Genomic DNA, 26,891 nt, shown 5'->3' with positions numbered 1-26,891 from the left:
AGTGAAATTACGTGCGGCAACGGTTTTATCTTTTATTGCTATATAACCGGGGCAAATTCAGCTTTTATTGCCGCGCGTGATATGAAACACATTTATTAGGCTCACCAGGTTCTACCCTTTATCCGACGCAGTGCTTCCACCAAGGCCGCCGATGCGGCAGCCTGAAACACGATGGATACAACAAGGAGTCGGATATGGGGTATCAAAACGTTCTGGTCACCGTCGCCGTTGCCCCTGACAGCCACCGCCTGGTGGAAAAGGCCGTCTCCATCGTTCGCCCTTACGGCGGCAGCATCACCCTGTTAAGCACCCTCGCCAATCCGGAAATGTACAATAATTTCGCCGGGCCGATGCTGGGCGATTTGCGCTCGCTGATGGAAGAGGAAACCCGGCTGTTTATGGAAGAACTGCGCCAACGCGCCGGCTACCCTATCGCCGATACGCTGATCGTGCATGGCGAGCTGGGTGACAGCCTGGCATTCGCCAGCCGCCGTCAGCCGTTCGACCTGCTGCTCTGCGGCAATCACCGCGACAGCATGATGAACAAAGTCTCCTGTTCCGCCGCCCGCTTTATCAATATCAGTCATATCGACGTGCTGATCGTTCCGCTCTGAGCTAAGCACATTCGGTCACGTCCCCTTAGCGCCCCTGGACTAGGCTTAACGGACCTTGTTTGCCGCAACACAAAGGAGCTTTCGATGTCCCCTTCTCAACAGAACCGCCGCTTCCTGCTGGCCGCGCGTCCGCACGGCGAACCGACGGCGGCGAACTTCCGTCTCGATACCGTCCCCGCACCGCAACCCGGTGCCGGCCAACTGCTGCTGCGCACCGTCTATCTGTCGTTGGATCCTTATATGCGCGGACGCATGAGCGATGCCCCCTCCTATGCGCCACCGGTGGAGATCGGTCAGGTGATGGTGGGCGGTACGGTATCGCGCGTGGCGGCCTCACAGCATCCCGATTTCAACGTCGGCGATTGGGTGTTGGGATATGACGGCTGGCAGGAATATGCGCTGTCCGACGGCAGCGGCCTGCGCAACCTCGGCCCGCATTTGCCGCACCCTTCCCGCCTGCTGGGCGTGCTCGGCATGCCAGGATTTACCGCATACATGGGGCTGCTCGACATCGGCCAACCGCAGTCGGGTGAAACGCTGGTGGTGGCCGCCGCCAGCGGTGCGGTTGGTTCGGTGGTCGGCCAAATCGGCAAACTGAAAGGCTGCCGCGTCGTCGGCGTCGCCGGCGGTGCGGAAAAATGCCGCTATGTGGTGGAAGAGTTGGGTTTCGACGCCTGTATCGATCACCGCGCCCCAGACTTTGCCGAACGGTTGGCCGCTGTCTGCCCACAGGGTATCGACATCTATTACGAGAATGTCGGCGGGGCGGTGTTCGACGCCGTACTGCCGCTGTTGAACACCAAAGCGCGCATTCCGGTATGCGGCATCATCGCCCATTACAATGCCACCGGATTACCCGCGGGGCCGGACCGCTTGCCGCTGCTGGAGGGACTGATCCTGCGCAAACGCATCCGCATGCAGGGCTTTATCATCTTTGACGACTACGGCGCTCGCTTTGACGAGTTCTTGCAACAAATGAGCAGTTGGGTCGAACAGGGGAAAATCAAGTTCCGCGAAGACATCGTCGACGGGCTGGAGCAGGCGCCGCAGGCGTTTATCGGCCTGCTACAGGGCAAAAATTTCGGCAAACTGGTGATCCGCGTCGCCGACGAATAACCCGCAGCAGGGCGTGGTACGCCACGCCCTGCTTTTAATGTACGGCTAATGTACGGCGCCATCGCCGAATCGCACATCTTCCTCTACCGTCAGCGTCACCTGCACGACAGTGCGCACCGCTTCCACCATCGTCGCCAGCGCCATGCTCGGCTTGCCCGGGTGCGCTGCCGCCAGTTCATGGCTGTACGGAATATGCACGAACCCGCCCCTGACCCGCGAATGATGCGTCTCCAGATAGTGACGCAGACCATAAAAAATATGGTTGCAGTTGTAGGTGCCTGCCGTATAAGAGACCGCCGCGGGGATCCCCTGCCGGCGCAGTTGCTGCACCGCGGCCTTGACGGGCAGCGTACTGAAATAGCCCACCGGCCCGCCGGCCACCACCGGCACGTCAATCGGCTGTTTACCGGCATTGTCGGGAATGCGGGCATCGATCAGATTGATGGCCACCCGTTCCAGGGATATCTCGGCCCGGCCGCCGGCCAGCCCCAGACAAATCACCGCCAGCGGCTGCAATGCCTCAATCGCCGCGATCAACTGCTGATTGGCCACGCCCAATACGCAGGGCAGCTCGAGCACCACGATCTCCGCGCCGGCAATATGTTCACCGGCCAACGCCTGCGCAATCTGCCAGGAAGGATTCACCGCATCACCATCGAACGGCTCAATGCCGGTGATCAAGACTTTGTTCATCATTTCCCCTGATTGAAGGCTAAATTCGTGTACTTCCAGCCTAAAGAACGCAGTATGATTCTGGAAATGGATTATCTTTATATATGGTATTCATGAAATGAATTTATCCAGCGTCGATCTCAACTTGCTGGTGGTGTTTGAGGCGTTGTATCAGACGCGCAACGTCACCGCCGCAGGCCGGCGTCTTAACCGCGCGCAACCTTCCGTCAGCAATGCATTGGCGCGGCTGCGCATTCTTCTGAACGATCCGCTGTTTATTCGCAGCGGCGGCGCCATGGCGCCCACGCCGCGCGCCCACCAGCTGATGCCGCAAATACAGCGGGTGCTTGAACAGATCCATCTGGCGTTGGCGCCCCCTGCCCGTTTCGACCCGGCCACCGCCGGGCAGCGGCGTTTTACGCTGGCGGCCGGCGACTATGCCGATATCTTGCTGCTGCCCGCCATCATCAGTCGATTGCGTCAGACTGCACCCGGCATCGATATTCGCGTTTCGCGCCTGGATCGCCACAATATTTACCGGCAGCTGGATCGCGGCGAGGTGGATATCGCGCTGGGAGGGCACCTTTCCGGTGCGGAAAGCCACTATGTGCGCACGTTGTTTGAAGAACATCTGGTGTGTATCGCCAGCCGTTCACACCCACAGCTGGCGGACGGCCGCTGGGATCTGGCGCGCTACCTCAGCCTGCCGCATGGGCTGTACGCACCGGCAGACGACGGCTCTGCCAGAGGATTGGTCGACCGGCGTCTGGCGGAAATCGGCGGTCAACGGCGCGTTGCCGTGACCTTTTCACACATTGCCGCTCTGCCGGCCGTGGTCGCCGACAGCGATCTGATCGCCACGCTGGCCGCCAGCGCGGCCCGGCATTTTTCCGATCCGCAACGCGTACGCATTCTCCCGCTGCCTGACGAGTTGGCCATCGCGCCTTTCCCCATTGAGCTGATCGCCGGCCGGCAGGCGCAACGCGACCCGGCTTTAATCTGGCTCTGCGAGCTGATCGGTCAACTCTCCTTCGCCTCCTCTCCACGCTAACGGCGGCATTCGCTGCATTTTCAACCGTTCAAACGCATGTTCCCAGGCCCGTCGGCGGGCCCTGGGACGCCCACCAAATAGGAATCATCCGAATTAACATTCGCCAAATTTATATATTTGATCATCTTTAACTGGCAAATGGTAAGGATAAAAAACAGTCAGTGACTTTTTTTACGTAAAAAAAGAGTTGTTTTATAAGCACGTTGACTTATGTGTTACACATTTATTTTTTGGTATGACCAATTACCCAATAATTTGAGATAAAAAATGATCTACCCGCATCCATATGTTTTAAATGATAAAAAACAAGATCGTGAGCAAGTTAACGAATTGAGCATTGATCCACAAGGCTATTTTGCAAATGCAGTGCTCTATTGTAGACTGCACAAATCGTGCCTTTGTGTAAACTTTGTTAAATCTTTCGTCAGTTCCTGTCTCCATTCGTGACAGATACGCCATCGGGATCGCGCGTCAATTCTCGTGCGGTAGCTATGCCTAAACCGGGGAATAGTATGGATCGTCTTATCATTGCGCACACGCCTTTGCCCGCCCATCAGCTGTTGTTCAGAAGCCTTTCCGGTGAGGAAAAACTGGCCGGCCTGTTCGAATTCGACGTCGAGCTGCTCAGCCCCGACAATCGGCTCGATCTGAAAGCGCTGCTGGGACAAAAAATCACGCTGGAGCTGCGGGGCAATCCGTTGGCGCCGCGTTATCTCAACGGCAATATCACGCGCATGACCCTCTCTGGACGAGAAGCCGGCGGCAACCGTTACTATATCTACCGCGCCGTGCTGCGCCCCACGCTGTGGTATCTGACGCAAAACCGCGATTTTCGCATCTACCAGGAAAAGACCGTTCCCGACATCCTGACTCAGGTGCTGGGGCAGTATCAGGTGAAAATCGATAACCGCCTGAGTTACGACTACCGCATCTGGGGGTACTGCGTGCAGTACCAGGAGAGCGATTTCGATTTCATCAGCCGTCTGATGGAACACGAAGGCATCTATTACTATTTCACGCACCAGCAAGACGGCCATACGCTGGTGCTGGCTGACGCGCCGGCGGCGCATCAGGAACTCGCCGGCTACGCCAGCATTCCCTATCAGCTCGCGGAAGGCGGCCTGGTGGAAAACAAAGACAGCATCAATAGCTGGAGCGTTTCTGACGCCATCACGCCCAGCCTGTATAGCCTGGATGACTACGATTTTCGCAAGCCGCGCGCGCGGTTGCTGGAAGCCCGGCAAAATCCCGCCTCGTTCGCGCAGGACAAAGCCGAGGTGTTCGACTGGCCCGGCCGTTATACCGATCACGCCCATGGCCAGTTTTACGTCAAGGTTCGCCAACAGGAGTTCGAAGCGCAGCATGAGCAGATGAGCGGCGAAGGCAATTCGCAGGGCATTGCGCCCGGCTACCGTTTTCAACTGACCCAGGCGCCGCGTATGGAAGACAACCGCGCCTACCTGGTGGTCAGCGCGCATTACTTCATGCAGGAAAACAGCTACGCCAGCAACGATAACGACGTCGGCGAGCAGCGAACCGAATTTCAGGTCGTTCCGGCGGACATCAATTGGCGCCCGGCGCGCACCACGCCCTGGCCGAAAACCCATGGCCCGCAAACTGCCGAAGTGGTGGGCCCGGAAGGCGAAAGCATCTGGACCGATAAATATGGCCGGGTGAAACTCAAGTTCCGTTGGGATCGCCACGGCAGCGGCAACGAAACCAGCTCCTGCTGGGTGCGCGTCTCCAGCGCCTGGGCCGGCTGGAAATACGGCGGGATCCAGATCCCGCGCGTCGGTGAAGAAGTGGTGGTCGACTTTATCAACGGCGATCCGGATCGCCCCATCATCACCGGCCGCGTTTACAACGAAGACAGCATGCCGCCGTGGGATCTGCCCGGCGACGCCACCAAAATGGGCTTTATGAGCCGCAGTAAAGGCGGCGGCGCCGACAATGCCAGCTTCCTGTTCCTGGAAGATGCGCCCGGCAACGAATCTTTCGACATGCACGCCGAACGCAACATGAACATGACGGTGGAAAACGACAAGAACGTCAATATTGACGGCAGTCGCACCACCATCATCGGTCGCCAGCAGGACGACACCGTCACCGGCGACGCCACGTTCCTGTACAAAGCGAAACGCACCACGACGGTCAATGGGCTGGAAACCGCTAACCTGAACGCTCATCAGACGGTGAACATCAAAGGCGGCCGCGACCTGACGATTATCGACGGCGGCGATAAAATCGACATCACCGGCAATCAGTCCTTCAAGCTCGACGGCGCGCAGACGCAAAACATTACGCAAACCCAGCATGTCACGGTCAAAGGCAACCAGACCCTCGACATTACCGAGGGGCAACAAACCAGCACCATCAAACAAGGGCAAACGGTCAACATCACTTCCGGCGGGCAGCACACCACCATCTCCGCCGGCGGGCAGGAATTGACGATTAAAGGCGGCGGCCAAACCGCCACCGTAACCGGGAATGTCACCGAGACCTACAAAAACGATCAGAGCACAACGATCACCGGCACGCTGACCATCAAAGCGAAAACGATCAATATCACCAGCAGCGACGGCGTATCGGTGCAAACACCGAGCTGGAAAGACAACTGCCACGGCTTGAAATGGGTGGCGACCGGGGCCAACTTCGCCTTTTACGGTTCAAATCTTGCGTTGACAGGGGCCAGCCTGAAACACACGATGCTCGATATTTCGCACAACCCGCTGTCGATCAGCAAAACCAATTTCAAGCTCAGTAATGATCCCATGACGTTCACACAGCTTGGCGCGCTGGTGACCAACGGTGCCTTACGATTGAGCACCAAGGCGCTGGCGATCTTCTTGTAAAGGGACACCCATGTCGAAGGCCAAAAATGTTTTCACCGTTATCGGTTTGATTTTATTGGCTCCCATTCTCAGCCTGGTGGGCTTTTTCAAATTCATCACGGTCGATATCTGGGGTTATTTCAAACATATCGGTTCTTCCCTCAGCGTGATGGAGAACGGTATTTCCGCCTCAGGGCAAATCGTCAGCATTCGCCAGACCAACCTGTGGGACGGGAATCGGCCGGTCTGCGAAGTCGAAGTCAAGTACATCGCCCAAGACGGGAAAAACCGTACGGCCGTGGCGAAAGGCCCGATCAGCGTCGTGGATCTGCCGCGTTATCAGCCGGGCCATTTCATCGCGATAAAGTACGATCCGAAGAATCCCAAAAAAGCGGTGATCGAAGAGCTTTCCCGGCTTTGAGCGAAAAGCATCCCTTCAATCACGCGATCCGAAACGGCTTATCGTTCATCAGTTCGCGAAATCACCTTGCATAAGGAAGTGTCACGATGGGCACGTTCATTGCCTTTTCGACGCAGGACAGCCTCTGGGGACAAATCCTGTTTACCTTCTTTGGCATCCTGGTTGGCTGCGTATTGCTCGCTGCGATCGGCAAAACCTTCTTGTCGGCCAACCGAGCGGTCACGTTGCCTTTGCGGCTGCTGATCTTTGTCGCGCTGATGCTGGCGCTCCTGAAATACAACCAGCAGGTGATGTCTGCGGTGAATGCCCCCGCAGAACTGATCGGATTGCTGATTTTTCCCGGCTTTTTGATGAGTTACCTGGGTGCGGCGCCCACCGGCCGCCTGGCGCTGGCGATAGAGCTGCCCTGTTTTGCGGCGCTCGCCGCGCTGCTGATCCTGGGCACCGCCGACGTCGGCTTCTTTGCGCCCTATCACCTGGAGAGCGCCGGCCAATTGATCGCCAAGGCGATCGCCGCGGCGTTGTCCGTGGCGGCCGTGCTGCTGGCTCGTGGAATAAGCGGAAAGGACAACGCACTGTCCTCTTGATCATCCATTTCGAAGCGGGGCGCTCCCCGCATTGGCGATCGGCTCTGAACGCCGTATCGTTTTCTTCATCTGTTGTGACATAGCCTGATATCTATTAAACCGAAAAACGGATTGTTTTTGAGCAAGCAGCCTGGCTGCCGGCTGATATCCACAGGAAGCTTTACACACACAATGAAAGTCGTAAAACCTCTGCGCCTCAGCGCGCTTCATCGACCCTTCTCTTGGCAAGGGCAAAACCATCTGGGCGTTTCCGTTTTGGCCTTGGCCGACATGGGGGCAGCCCCGCGCCTGCGTCCCGAACCGGAGTTGTGGCAGTTGGCCGCCGACGAACTCACGTTGAGCGGCGGCGTGCTCGATTTGGCTATCCCAAAAGCCTGCGCGGAGTTTCTCGCCACCGGCAACGCCTACACCCATCATCAACAAGACAAAACCGCTTGCGCCGTGAAGATCCAGCTTGATTCGCTGGAAAAAACGCTGGTGGTTTTCGGCGATCGCCATTGGATCAACGATCGCCCCTCTACTCCCCTCCCTTTTGCAGAGATGCGTCTGGACTGGCGCCGGGCTTACGGCGGCGCACAGTTCGCCGATAATCCGCACGGCATCGGCGCCACCCCAGAAACATTTCCGCAAGGCCGCATCCATCGCCTACCCAATGTTGAACCCCTGCAGGGGCGCCTTGCGTCTTCTCGGCAAAGCGCGCAACCGGCAAGCTTTGACGCGTTGGATATCACCTGGCCGCGCCGCTTCTCCCGCATCGGCAAAAACTACGACGCCGACTGGTTGAAAAACGGCTTTCCCGGCTTCGCCAACGATATCGACTGGCGCCTGTTCAACATGGCGGAAAGCGATCAGCAGTTTCCTCAACGCGACAGCTTGCCGCCCCGGGCCGCCTATCGGATTTGGAACATGCACCCTTCAGAACCGGTGCAGCAAGGGCATTTGCCGCCGTGGCGCGCGCGCTGCTTCATCAACCGGCTGCGCGGCGGCGAAACGCATTTCGAAGAGATCGCGATGCGCCACACCACCGTCTGGTTCTTCCCACATCGGGAACAGATGCTGCTGATTTATCAGGGCAGCACACGCATCAATGAAGACGATGCCGCCGACGTGATGCAGCTGATGCCGGCCCTGGAAACCGAAGGCGAGCCCCGCTCCGCCGCGCATTATCGGCAGGTGTTGGCCCAGCGGCTGGATAAAGAACGGGGTGCTCTGCACGCTTTTCGTGAACAAGAGTTGCTGCCGGAGGCGTGCATCGGCGCCTGGCTGGATACGGAAACGCCGACGCAGCAAAGCCCGATGGCGGAAAATATCGCCGCCTACGAGCACCAGCAACGCGAAGAGCATCGCCAGCGTCTGCTGCGCGAGGGGCAAGACATCGATGAACTTTTCCCGCGCCCGTCGCAAGAGGCGCCGCCGAAGCTTGACCAGCTCGCCGAATTCGTCGAGCGTCTGGAAAACCAGGCCGAGGCGCAGTATCAGGACATGCTCAAGCTGACGCAAGCCGAGGGCATCGACCCGCTCAACCCCGGTGGGGATCACGTGCCGCCATCCGGTGCGGAAAGCTACCAGCAGCAACGCGATCTGCTGTTCCAGGAGGCGCGCCGCCATCCCGACGCGTTTAGCGCTAAACAGCGTGGGGAAAGCGAGCGCGCGCTGCATCAAATGTATTTAATGTCGGCGCAGGCGCAAAGCCCTGCACTGCGTTTGCGTGGCGATCTGGCGCAAATCATTCGCCAACGCGTCGCCGCCGCCATGCTGCGCGATAAAGATCTCAGCGGTCTTGATCTCACCGGCGCCGATCTGTCCGGCATGGAGCTCTGCCAGGCTAACTTGCGCGGCGCTTTGCTGGAAAACGCCGATCTGCGCCAAACCCAATTGGTGGGTTGCGATCTTCGCGAGGCGATGTTGGCGCGCGCCGATCTCAGCGGCGCCGTCTTACAGCAGGCCGATTTGAGCCACGCCTCCTTGGCCCTGGCGAAATGCGAAGCGACGGATTTCGGCGGCGCGCGGTTGCACGAAACCAACATTCAGCAAACGTTGTTTCAACGCTGCGATTTCACGATGGCGTCGTTACGCGACTTGCTGGGATACGAAACCCTGCTCGGGCAGTGTGACTTCAACCGCGCCACGCTGGCCAACATTACGCTGATGGAGCTGCAACTGGAGCAGCTGACATTCAGCCACGCCCGGCTCGACAAAGTCAGCTTCGTCAAATGCCGGCTGCTGGCGGTGAACTTCGATCGGGCGCGGCTAGAGAGCTGCGCCTGGGTTGATACCGAGACGCAAAGCCTCAGCTTCCGCGCCGCACGCCTCACCGCCTGCGCCTTCGCGGCCAAGACGCTGTTGCCGCAGGCGGATTTCAGCGACGCGACGCTGAACCAGTGCAATTTGCGCCAGATGCCGTTGCAGCGGGCGAATTTCAACCGCGCGCGCCTCGACAACTGCGACCTGTCGGAAGCCCGGCTGAACGAGGCCGATTTCCGTCAGGCCAACGGCAGCGGCAGCCTGTTCATTCGCTGCGATCTGTCCCAGGCCAACCTGCGCGACGCCAATTTCATCGCGGCGATCCTGCAAAAATGCGTGCTGTCAGGCGCCGACCTGCAGGGCACCAATCTGTTCCGGGCCGATTTGTCGCAGTCGCAAGTGGATCAGGCGACCCGACTCGACGGTGCCTATACCGCCAGGGTGAAAACATTGCCTCGCCACAACGGGAAGGAAGTATGACGTCAAAACCTGAGCAGATACGCCAGCGCGTGAAACGCGGCGAGCTGATTGCCGGTGAGGATTTGCACGGCCTGTCATTCGCCGGTATGGATTTGGCCGGCGGCATGTTCAACGAACTGAACCTGAACGGCGTGAACTTCTCCGATTGCGATCTGCGCGACAGCGTCTTCAGCGATTGCCGGCTCGAACACGCTCAATTTGCGCGGGCGAACCTGAAGCAAACGGCCTTCAATCAGTGCGCCATGGCGGGCGGCCGCTTCAGCGAGAGCCATATCGAACTGACGATGTTCAACGACTGCCGGCTTGAACAGAGCGACTTTAGCCGGCTGTCGCTCAACCAAAGCCACTGGATGTCATGCCAATTGGCCGGCGCGAATTTTTCCGCCACTCAGCACGATCGCACCACCTTTTACGAAAGCCCGCTCGACGGCGCAGATTTAAGCCATACGAGGCTGTCACTTGTCACATTCTTTCGATTAAATCTCTGTGAAACAAGGTTTGAAGGGGTTGATTTCGACCGCGTCACGTTTTTCGAATGTGACCACCGTGGCAAAAGTTACGCCGGGCAGCGCCTCATCGCCTGCCAGTTTACCGATAACCAACTGGACGACGTCGATTTCAGCCAGGCGACGTTGCGCCAGAGCAATTTCAAGGGCGCTTCACTGCGGCGCGCCAACCTGACGGGTGTGCAAGCGCAGCAGTCACTGTGGCTGGAGGCCAATCTGACCCACGCGCAGTGCCGCAGCGGGCAGTTCGATCAGGCGATCTTCAGCGAAGCGACACTGGACGCCGCCAACTTTAGCCAGGCGCGCCTGTATCAATGCGTGTTCCAGCGCAGCCGCGCGGCGCGCTGTGATTTCAGCGACAGCGACCTGACCTACGCCGACTTCTGTTACGCCGACATCGGCGCCGCCGATTTCCGGCGCGCGCGTTTTATGCGCACCCGCATGCACCGCGCCCACCAGCAGCAAACACGCTGGGGCGATCGCAGCGGGATCCTCGAGAGCGACGAAGAGCTGTACGCCGCTGAAACCTGGAGCGCACAGCGCCAGAGCCGAATCTGAATGCATTGACCACTTCACGAGGGGATCACCATGAGCGTTGCCAACACAACTCGCGCCGTCAACATCGCACCGCCCCAGCAGGCCGCCGGCCAGATCGTCAATCTATTGCCGGACGGCAGCCTGGTGGTGGAGTGCGAAGGCCGCGGCTGGCATTGCCGCCGGGCGGCGAGCTGCCTGCTGACGCCGGCCCTCGGCGATAACGTGCTGGTCGCCGGCTGCGGCCACCAGCTGTGGGCGATCGCCGTCCTCGAACGTGCGGAACCGCAAAACGCGGCGCGGCTCTGCGTCGCAGGCGATCTGCAGATTGAAACGCCGAACGGTTCGCTGTCGCTGCACGGCGCGCAGGCGCTGAACCTGAGCGGCGACGCCATGACGCTGCAGGCGAACAGCGGCGACTGCCACGTCGACAAGATGAAATACAGCGGCGAAGAGCTGTCGGCCTTCGTCAGCCTCAGCCGCCTGGTCGGCAAACGCTGCGAGTCGCTGTGGCATTCAGTCAGCCAGATCAGCCATTCGCTGTTCCGCAAAGTGCGCCAAACCGAGCACGTGCGCGCCGGGCAGCTGGATTACCAGGCGGAAGATTACGCCCGCATTCATGCCCGCAACACGCTGATTACCTCGAAAGACATCACCAAGCTGGATTCGGAACAAATCCACGTCGGATAACCTGCGGAGGCCTTTTATGTTTGCCAACAGCCAAATGATCGGCGTGGACCTGGCGTTTCCCGACGTCTGTCTGACGCCAAGCCCGGCGCCGGTGCCCGTGCCCTACCCGGATATCGCCCTCGCGCCGACCGCCATCCCGAACGCATTCAATATTCTGTTCGTCGGCACCCCGGCGCACAACATGGCGACGGTGACGCCGCTGACCAACGGCGACAACCCCGGCGTGGCCACCGGGGTCGCTTCCGGGACGGTGATGGGGCCGTCCCGCCACCTGACCGGCGCCTTTACCGTGCTGCTCAAAGGCACCCCGGCCACCCGGCTGACCAGCCTCAGCCTGCAGAATTCCACCAACGCGCTCGGCATGCGCATCGTGCCGAGCCAATTAAAAGTGTTGCTGCTTGCGCCCTGATGACGGCGCCTTATTACACAGCCATTCAATCAAGAAGAAGAGGACATTGTGAAAACACGGATTACCCTGACGCTGCTGACCGCCCTGACGCTTGCCGGTTGCTCCACCCCGCCGCCACCGCCGCCGGCGCTCAATAACGACGCCATCGTCAGCAGTGAAGTCAATGGCGTCACGCTAAAGCACCGCGCCGCGGTGAGCGCGCCGAAACAGTTCAAACCGATCGGTGAGGAATACCGCAGTCTGTACGCCGCCAGCATCATGAGCAGCCCCGATTATACCGGCACCGCCGTCGGCAGCCTGGACAACGCCGCCGCGTTCTACGCGCTGGGCGAAGTGGAAAACAATTGGCTGGCGATCTCCGCCATCCGCGGCGGCGATCTGGTGGGTTATATCCAGGCCAACGCCGGCGTGCCGGAAGCGCGCTACAAATCGACGCTGCGCAAAGATCTGCCGCGCCGCGCGCGCGCCGCCAAACAGGACTGCGTCAAAGTCGGCGGCGACAGCAAGGCGTGTAAAAACGCCGGCTCAGCCACCTGGATCCTCCAGTAGTCAGTACGCCTGCGGGCGACGAGATTCCCATGATGACGACCCCTATCGCTTCCCGCTGGTGCGGGATGCTGTTTCTGCTGCTGGGCGCGTTGGCGCTCGGCGGCTGCATGTCTTCCGCCAAAAGCGTGCCGTCGCGCTACAGCCTGGTGTTCGATGCCGATCGCCAGGTCAACGCCGCCGCCGGCGCGCAACCGGCGCCGATAAAAATTCGCGTGCTGCTGCTGCGTTCGGATGCGGAATTCATGGATGCCGACTTCTTCAGTCTGCAAAACGACGCCAAAAGCGTGCTCGGCAATAGCCTGCTGGACAGCGATCAGTTCTTCCTGACGCCGGGCCAGACCGGCAAGACGCTCGGCGGGCAAAGCGCGTTGGACGCACGTTACATCGGCGTAATCGCCGAGTATCAAAACCTGGACGGCAAGACCTGGCGCATTTCGCTGCCGCTGCCGGAGCCCACCGAAACCAATTTCTACAAGGTATGGCAATTCTCGCCGGATGAGCTGGAAGCGCATATCGTCGCGGGCGTGAATGGCCTGCGTCCCGTAAAAAAGGTCGACTGACCTACCGCTGCGCTGAAGCGAAGTAACTATAGGTGTGATGATGAAAGATGCTCATAAGGTTGTCTGGACTGAGGGGATGTTTTTGCGCCCTCACCATTTCCAGCAGGCGGAAAACTATCTCGAAGGCTATATGCGCAACTGGGGTCAGGCCCACAGCGGCTGTTTCTGGGGGTTCCTCACCCTGGATCTGGACCAAACGCTGCTGCGCCAGGGCAAGATTGCGCTCAACGCCGCCAGCGGCATCATGCCGGACGGCACGCCGTTTCGCTTTGCCGGCGCCCAGCAGGCGCCCGCGCCGCTGAGCATCGCCGAAAACAAGACCGGTGAAAACGTGGTGCTGGCCCTGCCGACTTACCGCGCAGGGCGTGAAGACGTGATCTTTCAGGAAAGCCCGGAGGCGCTGGCGCGCTATCTGGCTTACGAGAACGAAGTCGACGATCTTAATGCCGTCTCGGTGGGCAGCGCGGCGCTGCAATTTGGCCGCCTGCGCCTGCGGCTGATGCTGGAGAGTGAACTCAACGCCGAATGGACGGCGCTCGGCGTTACCCGCGTGCTGGAAAAGCGCGGCGACAACAGCCTGCGTCTCGATACCGCACAGATCCCGCCGATGCTGAACTGCCAGGGCAACCCGGTACTGAAGACCTTCATCAACGATCTGCAGGGCCTGCTGCAACAGCGCAGCCAGCAGATGAGCCAGCGCCTGCTGCAGCCGGGGCGCGGCGGCAGTTCCGAAATGGTCGATTTCATGCTGCTGCAGCTGATCAACCGCCATCTCGGCCAGGTGAGTCACGCCTATCACCTCGACCATCTGCACCCGGAGCGCCTGTTCGCCGATTGGCTGCAGTTCGCCACCGAGCTCGCCAGCTTCTCGGCGCAGCGCACCCCGGAAGGCCGCCTGCCGGTGTACGACCACGACAACCTGGCGCTGTGCTTCGGCAAGCTGATGCTGTTGCTGCGTCAAGGATTGTCGGTGGTGCTGGAAGACAACGCCATTCAGCTGACCCTGGTCGAACGATCCCACGGGCTGAACGTCGCCACCGTGCAGGACGCCAAAATGATGCGCGACTTCGGCTTCGTGTTGGCGGTGCGCGCCGACGTTGCCGCCGAGGTGTTGCTGACCCACTTCCCGGCGCAGATGAAGATCGCCCCGGTCACGCGCATCCGCGATCTGGTGCAGCTGCAGCTGCCGGGCATCGGCCTGCGCACCATGCCCGCCGCGCCGCGTCAGATCCCCTATCACGCCGGCTACACCTATTTCGAGCTGGAAAAAGGCGGCGACCTGTGGAAACAGATGGAAAAATCCAGCGCCTTCGCCCTGCACCTGGCCGGCGAGTTCCCGGGGCTGGACATGGAATTTTGGGCGATTCGCAGCCATACGGACCGGTAACCTATGACTCAGGAAAATAGCATGGCGCCGGCGGCCAATCCGCTGGTGGACGCCGCCAACCCGCTGCTGAACGCCATTTCGCAGATCCGCCAGTCGGCTACGCACGCCAACCCGGCGCAGCTGCGCCAACAGCTGATCGACGAAATGCGCCGCTTCGAGATCCGCGGCCAACGCGCCAATCTGCCGTACGAAGTGATCATCGGCGCGCGTTATTGCCTGTGCACCGCGCTGGATGAAGCGGCGGCGCTGACCCCGTGGGGCAGCAACAGCGTGTGGTCCGGCAGCGGGCTGCTGGTGACCTTCCATAACGAAACCTGGGGCGGCGAAAAGTTTTTCCAGCTGCTGGCCAAGCTGTCGCAGAGCCCGCGTGAGCACATCAACCTGCTGGAGCTGATCAATTATTGCCTGCTGCTGGGCTTTGAAGGCCGCTATCGGGTCATGGAAAACGGCCGTTCTCAGCTGGAAACCATGAAACAGCGTCTGCTGCAGCTGATCCGGACGGTGCGCGGCGGCTACGCCCCTCCCCTGTCGCCTCATGCACTGGATCTGCCGGTACAGCAAAAACTGTGGCGCCCGCTGGTGCCGCTGTGGGCCTGCGTGGCGCTGACCGGCTTCCTGGCTTCGCTGCTGTTTATCGCCCTCAACTGGCGGCTGGGCGACAACACCAGCCCGGTGCTGGCGGCGATTTACCAAACCAATCTGCCGCAGGTGGCGATCGGTAACCCGGCGCCGGCCGCGCCGCCGACGCTGAGCCTGAAAAGCTTCCTGCGCAAAGAGATCGCCGAAGGGTTGGTGGTGGTGCGCGACGAAGCGCAGCAAAGCGTGGTGATCCTGAAAGGCGACGGGCTGTTCGACTCCGCCGCCACCACGGTGCGCGCCAACTATATCCCGGTCATCGACCGCATCGCCGCCGCCATGAACGGCGTCAGCGGCAAGATCCTGGTCACCGGCTACAGCGACAACGTGCCGATCCGCAGCGCCCGTTTCGCCTCCAACTGGGAGCTGTCGCTGGCGCGCGCCGAAGCGGTCAGCGCCCGCTTGCAAAAACACCTCGCCAACCCGCAGCGGGTCAAGGCCGAGGGCCGCGGCGAGAGCAACCCCGTCGCGCCGAACGATAACAAAGTGAACCGCGCGTTGAACCGCCGGGTAGAAATTACGCTGTTGGTCGCCCCGGAAAACACCCAGGCGGAAATCAACGGCTTGCCGCAAGGAACCGGAAAGTAATGCTCAGTACGTTATTCTCCATCATCACCAGCCGCCTGCTGTGGGGCTTTGTCGGCATTACCGCGCTGGCGTTCATCATCTGGATGATCGGCCCGCTGGTGGCCATCGGCGACTATCGCCCGCTGGAGCCGGAACTCAACCGCCAGATCGCCATTGGCGTCATCTACCTGATCTGGTTCCTGTGCCGCCTGATCCCGCGCCTCTACAGCGCCTGGTTCAACAGCCGCCTGCTGAGCAACCTGCGCGCCGCCGAAACGGTGCCGGCGGAAGACGGCAAGCCCGAGGTTAAACAAGACGATCAGCTAGCGCAGCGCTTCGACGAAGCGGCGCAGCTGCTGAAAAAGGCGCGCTTCGCACCGGGCCAGGGCGACGGCAAACACCGCTGGATGACCCGCTTTAGCCGCCAATACCTCTACCAGCTGCCGTGGTATGTGATCATCGGCGCGCCCGGCGCCGGCAAAACCACCGCGCTGGTCAATTCCGGCCTGCACTTCCCGCTGGCGGATCGCTTCGGCAAATCCGCGCTGCGCGGCGTGGGCGGCACCCGCAACTGCGACTGGTGGTTTACCAACGACGCCGTGCTGCTCGACACCGCTGGCCGCTACACCACCCAGGAAAGCCAGCGCGAAGAAGACGCCGGCGAATGGCAAAGCTTCGTCGCGCTGCTGAAAAAATATCGCACCCGCCAGCCAATCAACGGCGTGATGGTCACCATCAGCGTCGCCGATCTGCTGAGCGACAGCGCCGAAGCGCGCGCCGCCCAGGCCAGCGCGCTGCGCAAACGCCTGATCGAACTGCATGAACAGCTGGGCATTCACTTCCCGGTCTATGTGCTGGTGACCAAAACCGACCTGCTCAACGGCTTTATGGCCTATTTCGGCAGCTTCGACAAAGCGCAGCGCGACCAGATCTGGGGGTTCACCTTCCCTTACGAGCGCTCGCGGCAGCCGGACTTCAACCTGAACGCCGCCTTCGAACAGCACTACGCCCTGTTGCAACAGCGGTTGGACGCGGCGCTGCCGGATACGCTGCTGATGGAACACGACGCGCGCCAGCGCGCCGAAAGCTACCTGTTCCCGCAAGAATTCGCCGCGCTGCGCCCGCTGCTGAGCCACTATCTGGATCAGGTGTTCGTTACCTCCAGTTTTGAAACCCGCTTTACCCCGCGCGGCATCTATTTCACCAGCGGCACCCAGGAAGGCCTGCCGTTCGACCGAGTGATGGGCGAGCTGAACCGCTACCTGCAGCTGCCAACGGCAAACTCAGGGGCGCAGGCCAACACCGCCTGGGACAGCGTGGGCCAAGAAACGCCAATCCCGGCGGCCAAGGGCCAGAGCTTCTTCCTGAAAGAGACGCTGGAATCGGTGGTCTTCCAGGAGTCCGGGCTGGCGGGCAGCAACCGCTGGTGGGAATACCGCAACCGCGCCCTGCACTGGGCGGGTTACATCGCGCTGGCGGTGGTCCTGGCGGTGCTGGCGATGCTCTGGTTCACCAGCTATGGCAACAACAAGGCCTATCTGGCGGAAGTGGCCGCCAAGGTGCCCGGCGTCGAGCGCCAGGGACAAAACCTGACGCAGGTGGGCAACGGCGACATGTTCTCGCTGCTGCCGTTCCTCAACAGCCTGCTGCACCTGCCGGACAGCCAGAACTTTTCGCTGGACGATCCGCCGTTCACCTACCGCATGGGGCTGTTCCGCGGCGATCAGGTCGGTGACGCCGGCAATGCCCTGTACCAAAAAGCGCTGAAAGAGCTGCTGCTGCCGCAGGTGGCGCAACAGATCGCCACCACGCTGCGCAACGATAACCACGGCGACGCGGACTTCAGCTATGAAGCATTGAAGGCCTACCAGATGCTGTATCTGCCGAAGCAGTACGACGGCAAATTCCTGCGCGCCTGGGTGATGCTCAACCTGCAGCGCAACCTGCCGCAGGGCAGCACCCAAAAACAGCTGCAACAGATCGAATGGCACCTGAGCCAACTGCTGGATGCGCAGATCCAGGCCTCGCCCTACGCCAAAGACGAACAGCTGGTGGCGCAGGCGCAGGCCGCCATCAACCGGGCGCCGCTGTCGCAGCGCGTCTATGGCCGCCTCAAGCGCCTGCTGCTGAAACAGACCGACATCAAGCCGGTCAGCCTGGTCGATTTGGCCGGCCCGCAAACCGAGCTGGCGTTCAGCCGCAAAAGCGGCAAACCGGTCACCGACGGCGTGCCGGGCCTGTTCACCTCACAAGGGTACTGGAAAGCGTTCAACGACAACATCGACCCGGTGACCGACACCCTGCGCAAGGAAGACGTCTGGGTGTTGAACAGCCAGACGCCGGAGCAGAAGAGCGCCGATTTGACCAAGACCATCCGCCAGCTGTACATGCAGGATTTCATCAGCGCCTGGGATGAGCTGCTGGGGGATATCCAACTGGCCAACATCGGCAACCTGACCCAGCGCATCAGCAGCGCGCGCCTGTTGTCCGGCAATCCGTCGCCGATGCGCAACCTGCTGGTCAACGTCAGCAAAAACGTCACCCTGCGCGACGAGAAAAGCGACGCCGATTCCCGCTCGCTGCTGGCCAAAACCGAAGACAGGCTGAATCAAAACGCCAACCGCACGCTGGAGGCGCTGTTCACCAACCGGCCGGCCAACGCCGACGGCGACGTGTCGGCCCAACCGGAACAGCTGGTGATGGCGCACTTCGCGCCGCTGCTGGAGCTGGCGCAAAGCCAGGGCGAAGGCAATAAGGCGATCCCTTTCGACAGCGTGCTGAAACAGGTCGATGAGCTGTACAGCTACCTGACGGCGGTGCAAGGCGCGGCCAACAGCGGCATGTCGGCGCCGCCGAGCGACATCATCCCACGCCTGCAGGCCGAGTCCGGCCGCTTGCCGGTGCCGTTCAAACAGATGCTGCTGTCGCTGGCGATCGGCGCCAGCAGCGACACCCAGCGCAAAGAGATGGAGAACGTGAAAAAACGCATCAGCTTCGAGGTCGGCAGCTTCTGTCGCCAGGCGATCGCCGGGCGTTATCCGCTGGTGGCCCGGGCGCGCCAGGAAGTGACGCCGGACGATTTGGCGCGCATGTTCGCGCCGAACAGCGGGCTGATGGACAGCTTCTTCCGCGACAACCTGCAGGGCAAGGTCGACACCACCCGCGCCAACTGGCGTTTCACCCCCGGCGTGGACGGCAAGACACTGCCCGGCGGCGAAGGCATCCTGCGCTCGTTCCAGCAGGCGCAGCGCATCCGCGACGCCTTTTTCGCCAACGGCACCGCGACGCCCTCTTACCGCGTGACCGTGCGGCCGGTGCGGATGGATAACGACATCCTCAACCTGACGCTGGATATCGACGGGCAGCTGTTCAAATACAGCCACGGCCCGCAGGTGCCGCTGGTGGTCAGTTGGCCGGGCACCCGCAATACCAACCAGGTGCATCTGCAGCTGGCGCTGGCCAACGGCACCACGGCCAGTCTGGTGACCAGCGGGCCGTGGGCGCTGAACCGTCTGGTGGACATGGCGCAATCGTCGGGCACCGCCGGCCTCGGCCGTCAGGCGACCTTCAATCTCGACGGCCACCGCGTCACGCTGGAGTTTACGCCCAACAGCATCCGCAATCCGTTCCAACTGCCGGCCTTCTCGTGCCCGTAGCCCCGAAAGGACATGACCATGAGCACTGATTCAAGCGCCCCGACGAGCATTGGCTGGTACGGCAAACTCCCCTCCGCCGGCGATTTCCTGCAACGCCGCTTGCCCGATCCGGTGGTCAACAACTGGGCCCACTGGTTCCATAACGGGCTGGTGAATTTGCAGCGCGATGCGCAAGGGCCTAACGATCACCCATTCAGCAACGCGCCGGTGTGGAACTTCGTGATCCCCGCCACGCTCGGCAGCCAGTACGTGCAGATGGGCTGCCTGCTGCCGGCGCGCGACCGCGTCGGGCGGCGCTACCCGATCTGCGCGCTGCGCCTGTTCAGCCAGCAGGATTGGCGATCGCAACAGTTGAACATGGCGGCGAGTTGGTACCAACAGCTCGGTCATACCCTGCTGAACGGCGTGCGCAACGGTTTCTCCGCCGAGCAAATTGACCGCGCGTTGCAGGCGATCCCGGCGCTACCCAGCCCGCCGGCGGAAGCGGATTCCGAAATATTGTCGATTATCGGTTTCCAGCATCCGGACGTGCCGGGCCTCGGCTGGCAACAGGCCGCCGACTGCTTCGATCCGGCGCAGTACACCAGCTTCTGGTGGACCAATCAGGCAGACGGACACCCGCTCTACACCCACGTGCACAGCGGCAACCTCACCGTGCAGCTGTTTTCACTGCTGTTCGAGCCCAACGGCTGGGCGCGCCCCGGCCGCGGCGGCCAGTACCCGCAAATGTTTGATTAACATCGTTCGTTGAAGGAAATTTTATGGCTATCGATACCGATACCCTGCTGGCCCCGGTTGACGCGGACAATCCCTGCGGCGACAACCTGGAATACGACGCCGACTTTCTGGCGATGGAACAAGCCGCCACCGGCAAGGCCGAACAACAGTTCGGCAGCACCATCATTCCGGAAGAAGCGCCGGACTGGGTGCAGGTCGAGCGCCTCGCGACCTCGCTGCTGACGCGCACCAAAGACCTGCGCGTCATGCTGTATCTCACCCGCGCCTGGACCCAGCTGCGCGGGTTGCCGGGCTACGCCGACGGGCTGACGCTGGTCCATCAGTCGATGACCCGTTACTGGGACACCCTGCAGCCGCCGCTGGAGTTCGATGGGGAAGCCGACCCGCTGTTTCGCATCAACGCGCTGGCCGACCTTGGCGACAAGGCCGCGCTGGCCGCCAGCGTGCGCGCCGCCCCGCTGCTGAAAAGCGCCGCCGGAGAAATCTCGCTGCGCGATGCCGGCGCCCTGCTCGACGGCAGCAAGCAGGAGTGCCCCAACTTTCCCGGCGGCCGCGCGCGGCTGCAGGATGAACTGGCGCAGCAGGATCGCCCCGAAGGCGCGCTGGTGATGCACATCGCCAACACCCTGGCCGCCATCCGCAGCGAAGTCACCCGCCATCTGGGGGAAAGCGCGCTGCCGGAAATGAGCGCGCTGACCAAGGTGTTTTCTCTGGTGGCGCTCGCCGGCCAGAGCGAGGTGCCCGCCGCCGCCGAAGCGGACGCGACGCCTGAAACGGCGGCCATGCAGCAACCTGCCGCCGTACAGAGCGCCACTGCCCCGCTCAACTGGCGCAGCGCGCAGATCCAGTCGCGCGACGATGCCCAGTTGATGCTGGATAAGGTGAAAAATTATTTTCGTCTTCATGAGCCGAGCCACCCGGCGCCGCTGATGATCGATCGGGTCCAGCGGTTGATTACGCTGGACTTTATGCAAATCGTCCGCGATTTGGCGCCCGATGGGCTTAACCAACTGGAGACCATTCTCGGTCGCCCCGACAACGAGGAGAACAGCTAGCCGCCGACCTTTGTTCTCTTGACGCATCCGATACCGTCTGCCCCTGCGCAGACCCGAATCAGAACCTGACTCTCCCAGCCGGACGAGGCGCGTTCCCAATCGCCATTAGATGGAGTAAATCATGTCAAACTCGAAATCCCGCAGCGGGCAGAAATTCATCGCCCGCAACCGCGCGCCGCGCGTACAGATTGAATACGATGTCGAAATTTATGGCGCAGAGCGCAAAATCCAGCTGCCGTTCGTAATGGGCGTGATGGCGGATCTGGTGGGGAAAGCGGTCGATCCGCAAGCCAGCGTGGAAGAACGCAAATTCATGGAAATCGACGTCGACAACTTCGACGAGCGTATGAAGTCGCTGAAACCGCGCGTCGCTTACCAGGTTGACAACACCCTGACCGGCGAAGGCAAGCTGAACATCGATCTGACCTTCGAAAGCATGGAAGACTTCTCCCCCGCCGCTATCGCCCGCAAGGTCGACGCGCTGGACAATCTGCTGGATGCGCGCACCCAGCTTTCCAACCTGCTGTCCTACATGGACGGCAAGAACGGCGCCGAAGAGCTGATCTCCAAGATCCTGCAAAACCCGGCGCTGCTGCAATCCCTGACCGACGCGCCGAAGCCGGCGGTTAACGATGACAACAACGAGCGTGAGGATTAATCGATGAGCAACTCGCCTCAGCAACAGAATGCGTTGCAAACCACCGAGACTTTTTCCAGCGATGAATTCAGCGCGCTGTTGAACAAAGAGTTCCGGCCAAAGACCGATCAGGCCAAAGAAGCAGTTGAGAACGCGGTGAAAACCCTGGCGCAGCAGGCGCTGGAAAATACCGTCACCGTTTCTTCCGACGCCTACCGCACCATCCAGGCGCTGATCGCGGAAATCGACGAAAAGCTGTCGCAGCAGATCAACCAGATCATTCACCACGACGATTTCCAGAAGCTGGAAGGCGCGTGGCACGGCCTGCACTACCTGGTCAACAACTCTGAAACCGACGAGATGCTGAAGATCCGCTTCATGAGCATTTCCAAGCAGGAGCTGGGCCGCACGCTGAAGCGCTATAAAGGTGTGGGCTGGGATCAGAGCCCGATCTTCAAGAAAGTCTACGAAGAAGAGTATGGCCAGTTCGGCGGCGAACCGTTCGGCTGCCTGGTGGGCGACTACTACTTCGATCACAGCCCGCAGGACGTGGAGCTGCTGGGCGAAATGGCCAAGATCGGCGCCGCCTCGCACTGCCCGTTCATCGCCGGCACCGCGCCGAGCGTGATGCAGATGGAGTCCTGGCAGGAGCTCTCCAACCCGCGCGATCTGACCAAGATTTTCCAGAACACCGAGTACGCCGCCTGGCGCAGCCTGCGTGAGTCGGAAGACGCGCGCTACCTGGGGCTGGTGATGCCGCGCTTCCTGGCGCGCCTGCCGTACGGCATCCGCACCAACCCGGTGGACGAGTTTGACTTCGAAGAAGACACCGACGGCGCGACCCACGGCAACTACACCTGGACCAACGCCGCCTACGCCATGGCCGCCAACATCAACCGTTCGTTCAAAGAGTTCGGCTGGTGCACCGCCATTCGCGGGGTGGAGTCCGGCGGCGCGGTGGAAAACCTGCCGTGCCACACCTTCCCGAGCGACGACGGCGGCGTGGACATGAAGTGCCCGACCGAGATCGCCATCAGCGACCGCCGCGAAGCCGAGCTGGCCAAAAACGGCTTTATGCCGCTGGTGCACCGCAAAAACTCCGACTTCGCCGCCTTTATCGGCGCGCAGTCGCTGCAGAAGCCGGCGGAATACTACGACGCCGACGCCTCCGCCAACGCCCAGCTTTCCGCGCGCCTGCCGTATCTGTTCGCCTGCTGCCGCTTTGCTCATTACCTGAAGTGCATCGTGCGCGACAAAATTGGTTCCTTCCGCGAGCGCGACGACATGGAGCGCTGGCTGAACGACTGGATCATGAACTACGTGGACGGCGATCCGGCCAACTCCTCGCAGGAAACCAAGTCGCGCAAACCGCTGGCCGCGGCGGAAGTGCAGGTGGAAGAGATCGAAGACAACCCAGGCTATTACAGCGCCAAGTTCTTCCTGCGCCCGCACTACCAGCTGGAAGGTCTGACCGTCTCCCTGCGCCTGGTGTCGAAGCTGCCTTCGCTGAAACAAAACGACGCGTCCTGATGGGCTGAAGTCAGGCCGCGGTAGTGCGGCCTGGCTGATACATCAACCTCATCGTCAGCCTATCGCAGAAAACCCGGATCGCACGTGGAATCAAGATAACGCGAAATAATTAAGCATTGAGCCATTAGCACTTAATAGTGGCTCGGTAACCCGTACCGATAGTTTTCGGTATTTAAGAAGGTGCATGGCACAAGGATATAAATTGGTAATGCATTACCACACTTGCAATTCCTGCTGCTATTACCTGAGTTTTTCAACGTAACGTTAATACTACTGTTAACCCTTAATAAAGAGTGAAGAAACTATGGCTATTGATATGTTCCTGAAAGTTGAAGGTGCCAGCGGCGAATCTAAAGATTCGAATCACAAAGGCTGGACCGACATTACTTCTTTCTCCTGGGGCGCTTCTCAACCGGGCAATATGGGCGTTGGCGGCGGCGGCGGCGCCGGTAAAGTGTGCTTCAACGATCTGCACGTCAACGCGCTGGTCGACAAGTCAACCCCGGCGCTGCTGAAGCACTGCTCCAGCGGTAAGCACCTGACCAAGGTTGAGTTGTCTGTCTGCAAGGCGGGCGGTACTCAGGTTGAGTACGTTAAAATCACCCTGGACGACGTGCTGGTCACCGCCGTGCAGTACACTGGTGCAGGCGGCGAAGACACCGTGGGCGTCACCTACTCCTTCCAGGCGGCGAAAGTGAAACAGCAATACTGGGAGCAGAGCGACAAAGGCGGCAAAGGCGCCGAAAGCAGCGCAGGTTGGAACATCAAGGAAAACCGCGAAGCTTAATCTTCCCGCACAGATGCCCCTGATTAGGGGCATCTATCAACAGAGGACGTTATAATGAGTCGCCCTTCATTCCAGCAAGCGTGGCAACGATTTAGCGAAATCAACGTAGATATTACTGACGTTGGCAAAAAGATAGGTGGAAATGTAGGTCTTAACATTGAGCTTGGCGTCAATGACCCATTGCAAGGATTCACCAATGCCTGCGCAATACGCATGAGTTACACGCTCAATTATTCTGGTTTTAAAGTTGAACGAGGAGCGTGGAAGACCGTTTCAGGCAAAGATAAAAATTGGTACATTTATCGCGTCAGAGATATTATTAACTTTTTGAATTATAAGTTCGGCAAACCTGATAAAACGATTAAAAACCCTACCCCTAGTGATTTTTCAAAAGACAAAGGGATATTGGTTTTCACTGTTCCAGGATGGAATGATGCCAGCGGACACGCAACATTATGGAACGGTACAACCTGCTCAGATCATTGTTACTTTCCAAAATCCAGCGAGGCATCTATATGGTTACTAAAATAAAATCCCTGTGTGTTGCAAGCATGATATTTTTGGGATGTATTCAATCGGCTCAAGCCAAAGAAACCTATACCCCCGAAGAGTACCTAAAAAACTACGCGCTTAGCGTTTGCATCGCCGAGGGGTACTCAGCAAAAGAAGTCAAAAACGATGCCGCCGCCGCCGCTCGGGGTTACACGGAATTCGGCGATTATTCTCTGGAAGCGCATACCGCCGTCAGGGCGCTGGCAAAAGAATTTCTGGCAAAGCCCTATGACAGTATGTCAGGGGAGCCGATGACGATGGCCAAGTGCATCGATCTTGTACACAGCCAAGAGCTGCAAGCCATCATCAAGAAATACCAAGGAAAAGACGACAACTGATATCAGAGTTGCTCAAACGACGGCTCATATCAAAGGTTATCTCGGATGAGAAGATACACGTACTTTTTAATGTCTCTGCTGCTCGGAAGCCATGTAGTCCTTGCTGAAAACTCGCTCAATGCTTTATCGCAAGAGGCACTTTATAAAAATTGGTTAACCAGCCGCTGCATTGGGAAGTCCACTGACTCAGAAAGAACCAAGCAAGACGCCTTCCGTTCCGCTTCCGCCTATTTAGAATTGAGTAAACTGCCGATGGATGCATTTGAACAAGGTGAAAAACTGGCTGAACAGTACGCAAATAAAAATAGCCAAGGCTCAGTTCAAGGGACTTACCATACTTTAGATTGTCTTTCACTGCAGAACGCCAGTGAAGCTGAAACCATTTTTGAACGTTACTCTAAGTAATAGTCAGGATTGTTGAATCCAATTTCATAAAGTTATCAACTCAAGAGAATTAAAACTTATTGATTATTAACATGACTCCAGACGTCACGCTATCAACTTACTCATATGGATTCTTACTTTCCTATTTTTCATTGTCACTCATCACGTTAGTGGCATTATATTACTTAAAAAAATTATCGGCTCGCAAACACAATTATCCATTTTTTGTTTTCAACTGTCTCATTGTGGTTTTTATGGGTGTCATACAGCTCTCAATTTTTGCATACGGGAATGATTTCCTTAATCTCTTCTACCCACTAGGCAACAATGACTATGACTCTATACATTATGGCAGTTTGATATTTACCTTTATCTACTTAACTCAACTACCAAAAAACACCTATTACAAAAAAGAAAAGAATAGAAGTTAGCCATCAGATTAGATGACTAAATCAACATACGCCCAAAGCAGTCTACAATCCCCATCAGCAGGAATGCCTTATGCGATTTTCCATTGTAAAAAACAAAAGCGGCCAGGTTCCGCCGCAGAGCAGTTGCGATTTTCTGCCGCCGGGCGGCACCATCGGCCGCAGCGTGGACAACAACCTGGTGCTGCCGGACGAAGAGCGCGCCATTTCCCGCCTGCAGGCGATTGTGCATATTTCCGCTGACGGCGAATGCCGCATCACCAACCGCGGCAACGTTACCCGCGTGCTGCTGAATGACATTCCGCTGGAACGTGGCCGCCAGGTTGAACTGCAGGATGGCGACGTGCTCGGTATCGACGATTACCAGATTGAAGTCAGCGCGCTGCAACAGCACGCCGCGCCGCAGGCTCAACCGGTGGCCAAGGCTGTTGCCGCTGCTGCGACCCCTGCTGCCACCGCCAAAGAAAAATCCGCCGCGCCAATCCCCAACGAAATCTGGGACAGCCTGGTGGAAGAATTTACGCCGAATGCGCCGGCCGCCGTCACGCCGCCGCCGGCCGCCAATCCAGACAGCCATCCGCTGTTGGACACCCCCGCTCGCGAGCTGAACCCGGCCGATCCGCTGGCGCAGCTGGCGGGCGAGGTCGATCTGCGCCAGCTGCAACAGCAACAAACCGATCCGGCGGCGCTGTTCAACACCGACACCACTTTTGAACGCGAACACATTCTGGCCGATACCACCCCCAGCGCGCTGCTGGCGGAGCAGGCTGCGCCGCCGCGTCCGGCAACTCCGGCCCGGAATGCGCAGCAACCGGAGCAGGAGTTGGATCCGCTGGCGCTGTTCGGCGGTTCATCCAAACGATGTATATCATCAAACACTGAGTTGATTTATTGATCGCCCCCGTCTAATGCGGGGGCTTTATTTTCTCGAC

At 59.5% G+C, this 26,891-nt stretch carries 24 protein-coding genes and 1 pseudogene; 24 read left to right on the top strand and 1 reads right to left on the bottom strand.

Features of this window, described 5'->3' with window-relative positions; genetic code table 11:
- Positions 1–194 precede the first annotated feature (194 nt).
- Positions 195–614, top strand: a complete 420-nt coding sequence (gene uspC / locus ACTJJ6_RS07470; RefSeq protein WP_016927278.1) for a universal stress protein UspC — start codon at positions 195–197, stop codon at positions 612–614.
- Positions 615–698: 84 nt separating this feature from the next.
- Positions 699–1,730 (top strand): NADP-dependent oxidoreductase, encoded by a 1,032-nt coding sequence (locus ACTJJ6_RS07465; RefSeq protein ID WP_440803256.1) that lies wholly within the window; start codon positions 699–701, stop codon positions 1,728–1,730.
- A gap of 45 nt (positions 1,731–1,775) precedes the next feature.
- On the opposite strand, the gene pcp is transcribed toward ACTJJ6_RS07465, so the two are convergent.
- Positions 1,776–2,423 (bottom strand): pyroglutamyl-peptidase I, encoded by a 648-nt coding sequence (gene pcp, locus ACTJJ6_RS07460; RefSeq protein ID WP_033641394.1) that lies wholly within the window; start codon positions 2,421–2,423, stop codon positions 1,776–1,778.
- A 97-nt stretch (positions 2,424–2,520) separates the two neighbouring features.
- Here pcp and ACTJJ6_RS07455 point away from each other — a divergent pair, with 97 nt between their 5' ends.
- The 22 genes and pseudogenes from ACTJJ6_RS07455 to ACTJJ6_RS07350 all read left to right on the top strand — a co-directional run.
- Complete coding sequence (locus ACTJJ6_RS07455) at positions 2,521–3,453, top strand: LysR family transcriptional regulator (protein ID WP_049299114.1); 933 nt, start codon at positions 2,521–2,523, stop codon at positions 3,451–3,453.
- Between the two features lie 512 nt (positions 3,454–3,965).
- The gene (locus tag ACTJJ6_RS07450; RefSeq protein WP_016927273.1) at positions 3,966–6,305 is read left to right on the top strand and encodes a type VI secretion system Vgr family protein; all 2,340 of its coding nucleotides are present in this window, start codon (positions 3,966–3,968) and stop codon (positions 6,303–6,305) included.
- 10 nt (positions 6,306–6,315) lie between these two features.
- On the top strand, positions 6,316–6,705 hold the full coding sequence (locus ACTJJ6_RS07445) for a DUF3592 domain-containing protein (protein ID WP_016927272.1): 390 nt from the start codon (positions 6,316–6,318) through the stop codon (positions 6,703–6,705).
- Positions 6,706–6,791: 86 nt separating this feature from the next.
- Positions 6,792–7,292: a hypothetical protein gene (locus ACTJJ6_RS07440; protein WP_049299109.1), complete on the top strand. Its 501-nt coding sequence runs from the start codon at positions 6,792–6,794 to the stop codon at positions 7,290–7,292.
- Positions 7,293–7,463: 171 nt separating this feature from the next.
- Complete coding sequence (locus ACTJJ6_RS07435; protein ID WP_440803259.1) at positions 7,464–10,016, top strand: DUF2169 domain-containing protein; 2,553 nt, start codon at positions 7,464–7,466, stop codon at positions 10,014–10,016.
- A complete protein-coding gene (locus ACTJJ6_RS07430; protein ID WP_440803261.1) occupies positions 10,013–11,080 on the top strand; it encodes a pentapeptide repeat-containing protein in 1,068 nt (355 codons plus the stop codon). The genes ACTJJ6_RS07435 and ACTJJ6_RS07430 overlap by 4 nt, the downstream gene beginning before the upstream one ends.
- Before the next feature lie 30 nt (positions 11,081–11,110).
- On the top strand, positions 11,111–11,746 hold the full coding sequence (locus ACTJJ6_RS07425) for a DUF3540 domain-containing protein (RefSeq protein WP_016927268.1): 636 nt from the start codon (positions 11,111–11,113) through the stop codon (positions 11,744–11,746).
- Positions 11,747–11,762: 16 nt separating this feature from the next.
- On the top strand, positions 11,763–12,155 hold the full coding sequence (locus ACTJJ6_RS07420) for a DUF4150 domain-containing protein (RefSeq protein ID WP_004934933.1): 393 nt from the start codon (positions 11,763–11,765) through the stop codon (positions 12,153–12,155).
- 48 nt (positions 12,156–12,203) lie between these two features.
- Positions 12,204–12,704 carry a type VI secretion system accessory protein TagV gene (gene tagV, locus ACTJJ6_RS07415; RefSeq protein ID WP_033632731.1) on the top strand — a complete coding sequence of 167 codons (501 nt, stop codon included), beginning with the start codon at positions 12,204–12,206 and terminating at the stop codon, positions 12,702–12,704.
- 29 nt (positions 12,705–12,733) lie between these two features.
- The gene (gene tssJ, locus ACTJJ6_RS07410; RefSeq protein ID WP_042705419.1) at positions 12,734–13,264 is read left to right on the top strand and encodes a type VI secretion system lipoprotein TssJ; all 531 of its coding nucleotides are present in this window, start codon (positions 12,734–12,736) and stop codon (positions 13,262–13,264) included.
- A gap of 40 nt (positions 13,265–13,304) precedes the next feature.
- On the top strand, positions 13,305–14,651 hold the full coding sequence (gene tssK, locus ACTJJ6_RS07405) for a type VI secretion system baseplate subunit TssK (RefSeq protein ID WP_028128110.1): 1,347 nt from the start codon (positions 13,305–13,307) through the stop codon (positions 14,649–14,651).
- 21 nt (positions 14,652–14,672) lie between these two features.
- Positions 14,673–15,875, top strand: a complete 1,203-nt coding sequence (locus ACTJJ6_RS07400) for a DotU family type VI secretion system protein (protein WP_016927264.1) — start codon at positions 14,673–14,675, stop codon at positions 15,873–15,875.
- Entirely contained in the window at positions 15,875–19,510 is a 3,636-nt protein-coding gene (gene tssM, locus ACTJJ6_RS07395; RefSeq protein ID WP_440803265.1) for a type VI secretion system membrane subunit TssM, read from the top strand. The genes ACTJJ6_RS07400 and tssM overlap by 1 nt, the downstream gene beginning before the upstream one ends.
- Positions 19,511–19,528: 18 nt before the next feature.
- Positions 19,529–20,248, top strand: coding sequence for a type VI secretion system-associated protein TagF (gene tagF / locus ACTJJ6_RS07390; protein ID WP_028128112.1), 720 nt, complete (start codon positions 19,529–19,531; stop codon positions 20,246–20,248).
- Positions 20,249–20,271: 23 nt separating this feature from the next.
- Positions 20,272–21,303, top strand: coding sequence for a type VI secretion system protein TssA (gene tssA / locus ACTJJ6_RS07385; RefSeq protein ID WP_143778249.1), 1,032 nt, complete (start codon positions 20,272–20,274; stop codon positions 21,301–21,303).
- A 121-nt stretch (positions 21,304–21,424) separates the two neighbouring features.
- Positions 21,425–21,961, top strand: a complete 537-nt coding sequence (gene tssB, locus ACTJJ6_RS07380; RefSeq protein WP_016927260.1) for a type VI secretion system contractile sheath small subunit — start codon at positions 21,425–21,427, stop codon at positions 21,959–21,961.
- 3 nt (positions 21,962–21,964) lie between these two features.
- Positions 21,965–23,470 (top strand): type VI secretion system contractile sheath large subunit, encoded by a 1,506-nt coding sequence (tssC, locus tag ACTJJ6_RS07375; protein WP_016927259.1) that lies wholly within the window; start codon positions 21,965–21,967, stop codon positions 23,468–23,470.
- A gap of 304 nt (positions 23,471–23,774) precedes the next feature.
- Positions 23,775–24,257: an Hcp family type VI secretion system effector gene (locus ACTJJ6_RS07370; RefSeq protein ID WP_004961372.1), complete on the top strand. Its 483-nt coding sequence runs from the start codon at positions 23,775–23,777 to the stop codon at positions 24,255–24,257.
- Positions 24,258–24,308: 51 nt separating this feature from the next.
- Entirely contained in the window at positions 24,309–24,788 is a 480-nt protein-coding gene (locus ACTJJ6_RS07365) for a type VI secretion system amidase effector protein Tae4 (RefSeq protein WP_089180537.1), read from the top strand.
- A gap of 20 nt (positions 24,789–24,808) precedes the next feature.
- Positions 24,809–25,147 (top strand): T6SS amidase immunity protein Tai4 family protein, encoded by a 339-nt coding sequence (locus tag ACTJJ6_RS07360; RefSeq protein WP_227255705.1) that lies wholly within the window; start codon positions 24,809–24,811, stop codon positions 25,145–25,147.
- A gap of 69 nt (positions 25,148–25,216) precedes the next feature.
- Positions 25,217–25,552 (top strand): T6SS amidase immunity protein Tai4 family protein, encoded by a 336-nt coding sequence (locus ACTJJ6_RS07355; RefSeq protein WP_227255704.1) that lies wholly within the window; start codon positions 25,217–25,219, stop codon positions 25,550–25,552.
- A gap of 480 nt (positions 25,553–26,032) precedes the next feature.
- Positions 26,033–26,815: pseudogene (locus ACTJJ6_RS07350) on the top strand (FHA domain-containing protein); the annotation flags it as partial.
- Positions 26,816–26,891 lie beyond the last annotated feature (76 nt).

The sequence above is a fragment of the Serratia sp. 22278 genome (assembly GCF_052045405.1).
Lineage (GTDB): Bacteria > Pseudomonadota > Gammaproteobacteria > Enterobacterales > Enterobacteriaceae > Serratia > Serratia marcescens.
The sequence above is the reverse complement of the archived record's forward strand: the minus strand, read 5'-3'. Positions and strand labels throughout refer to the sequence as shown.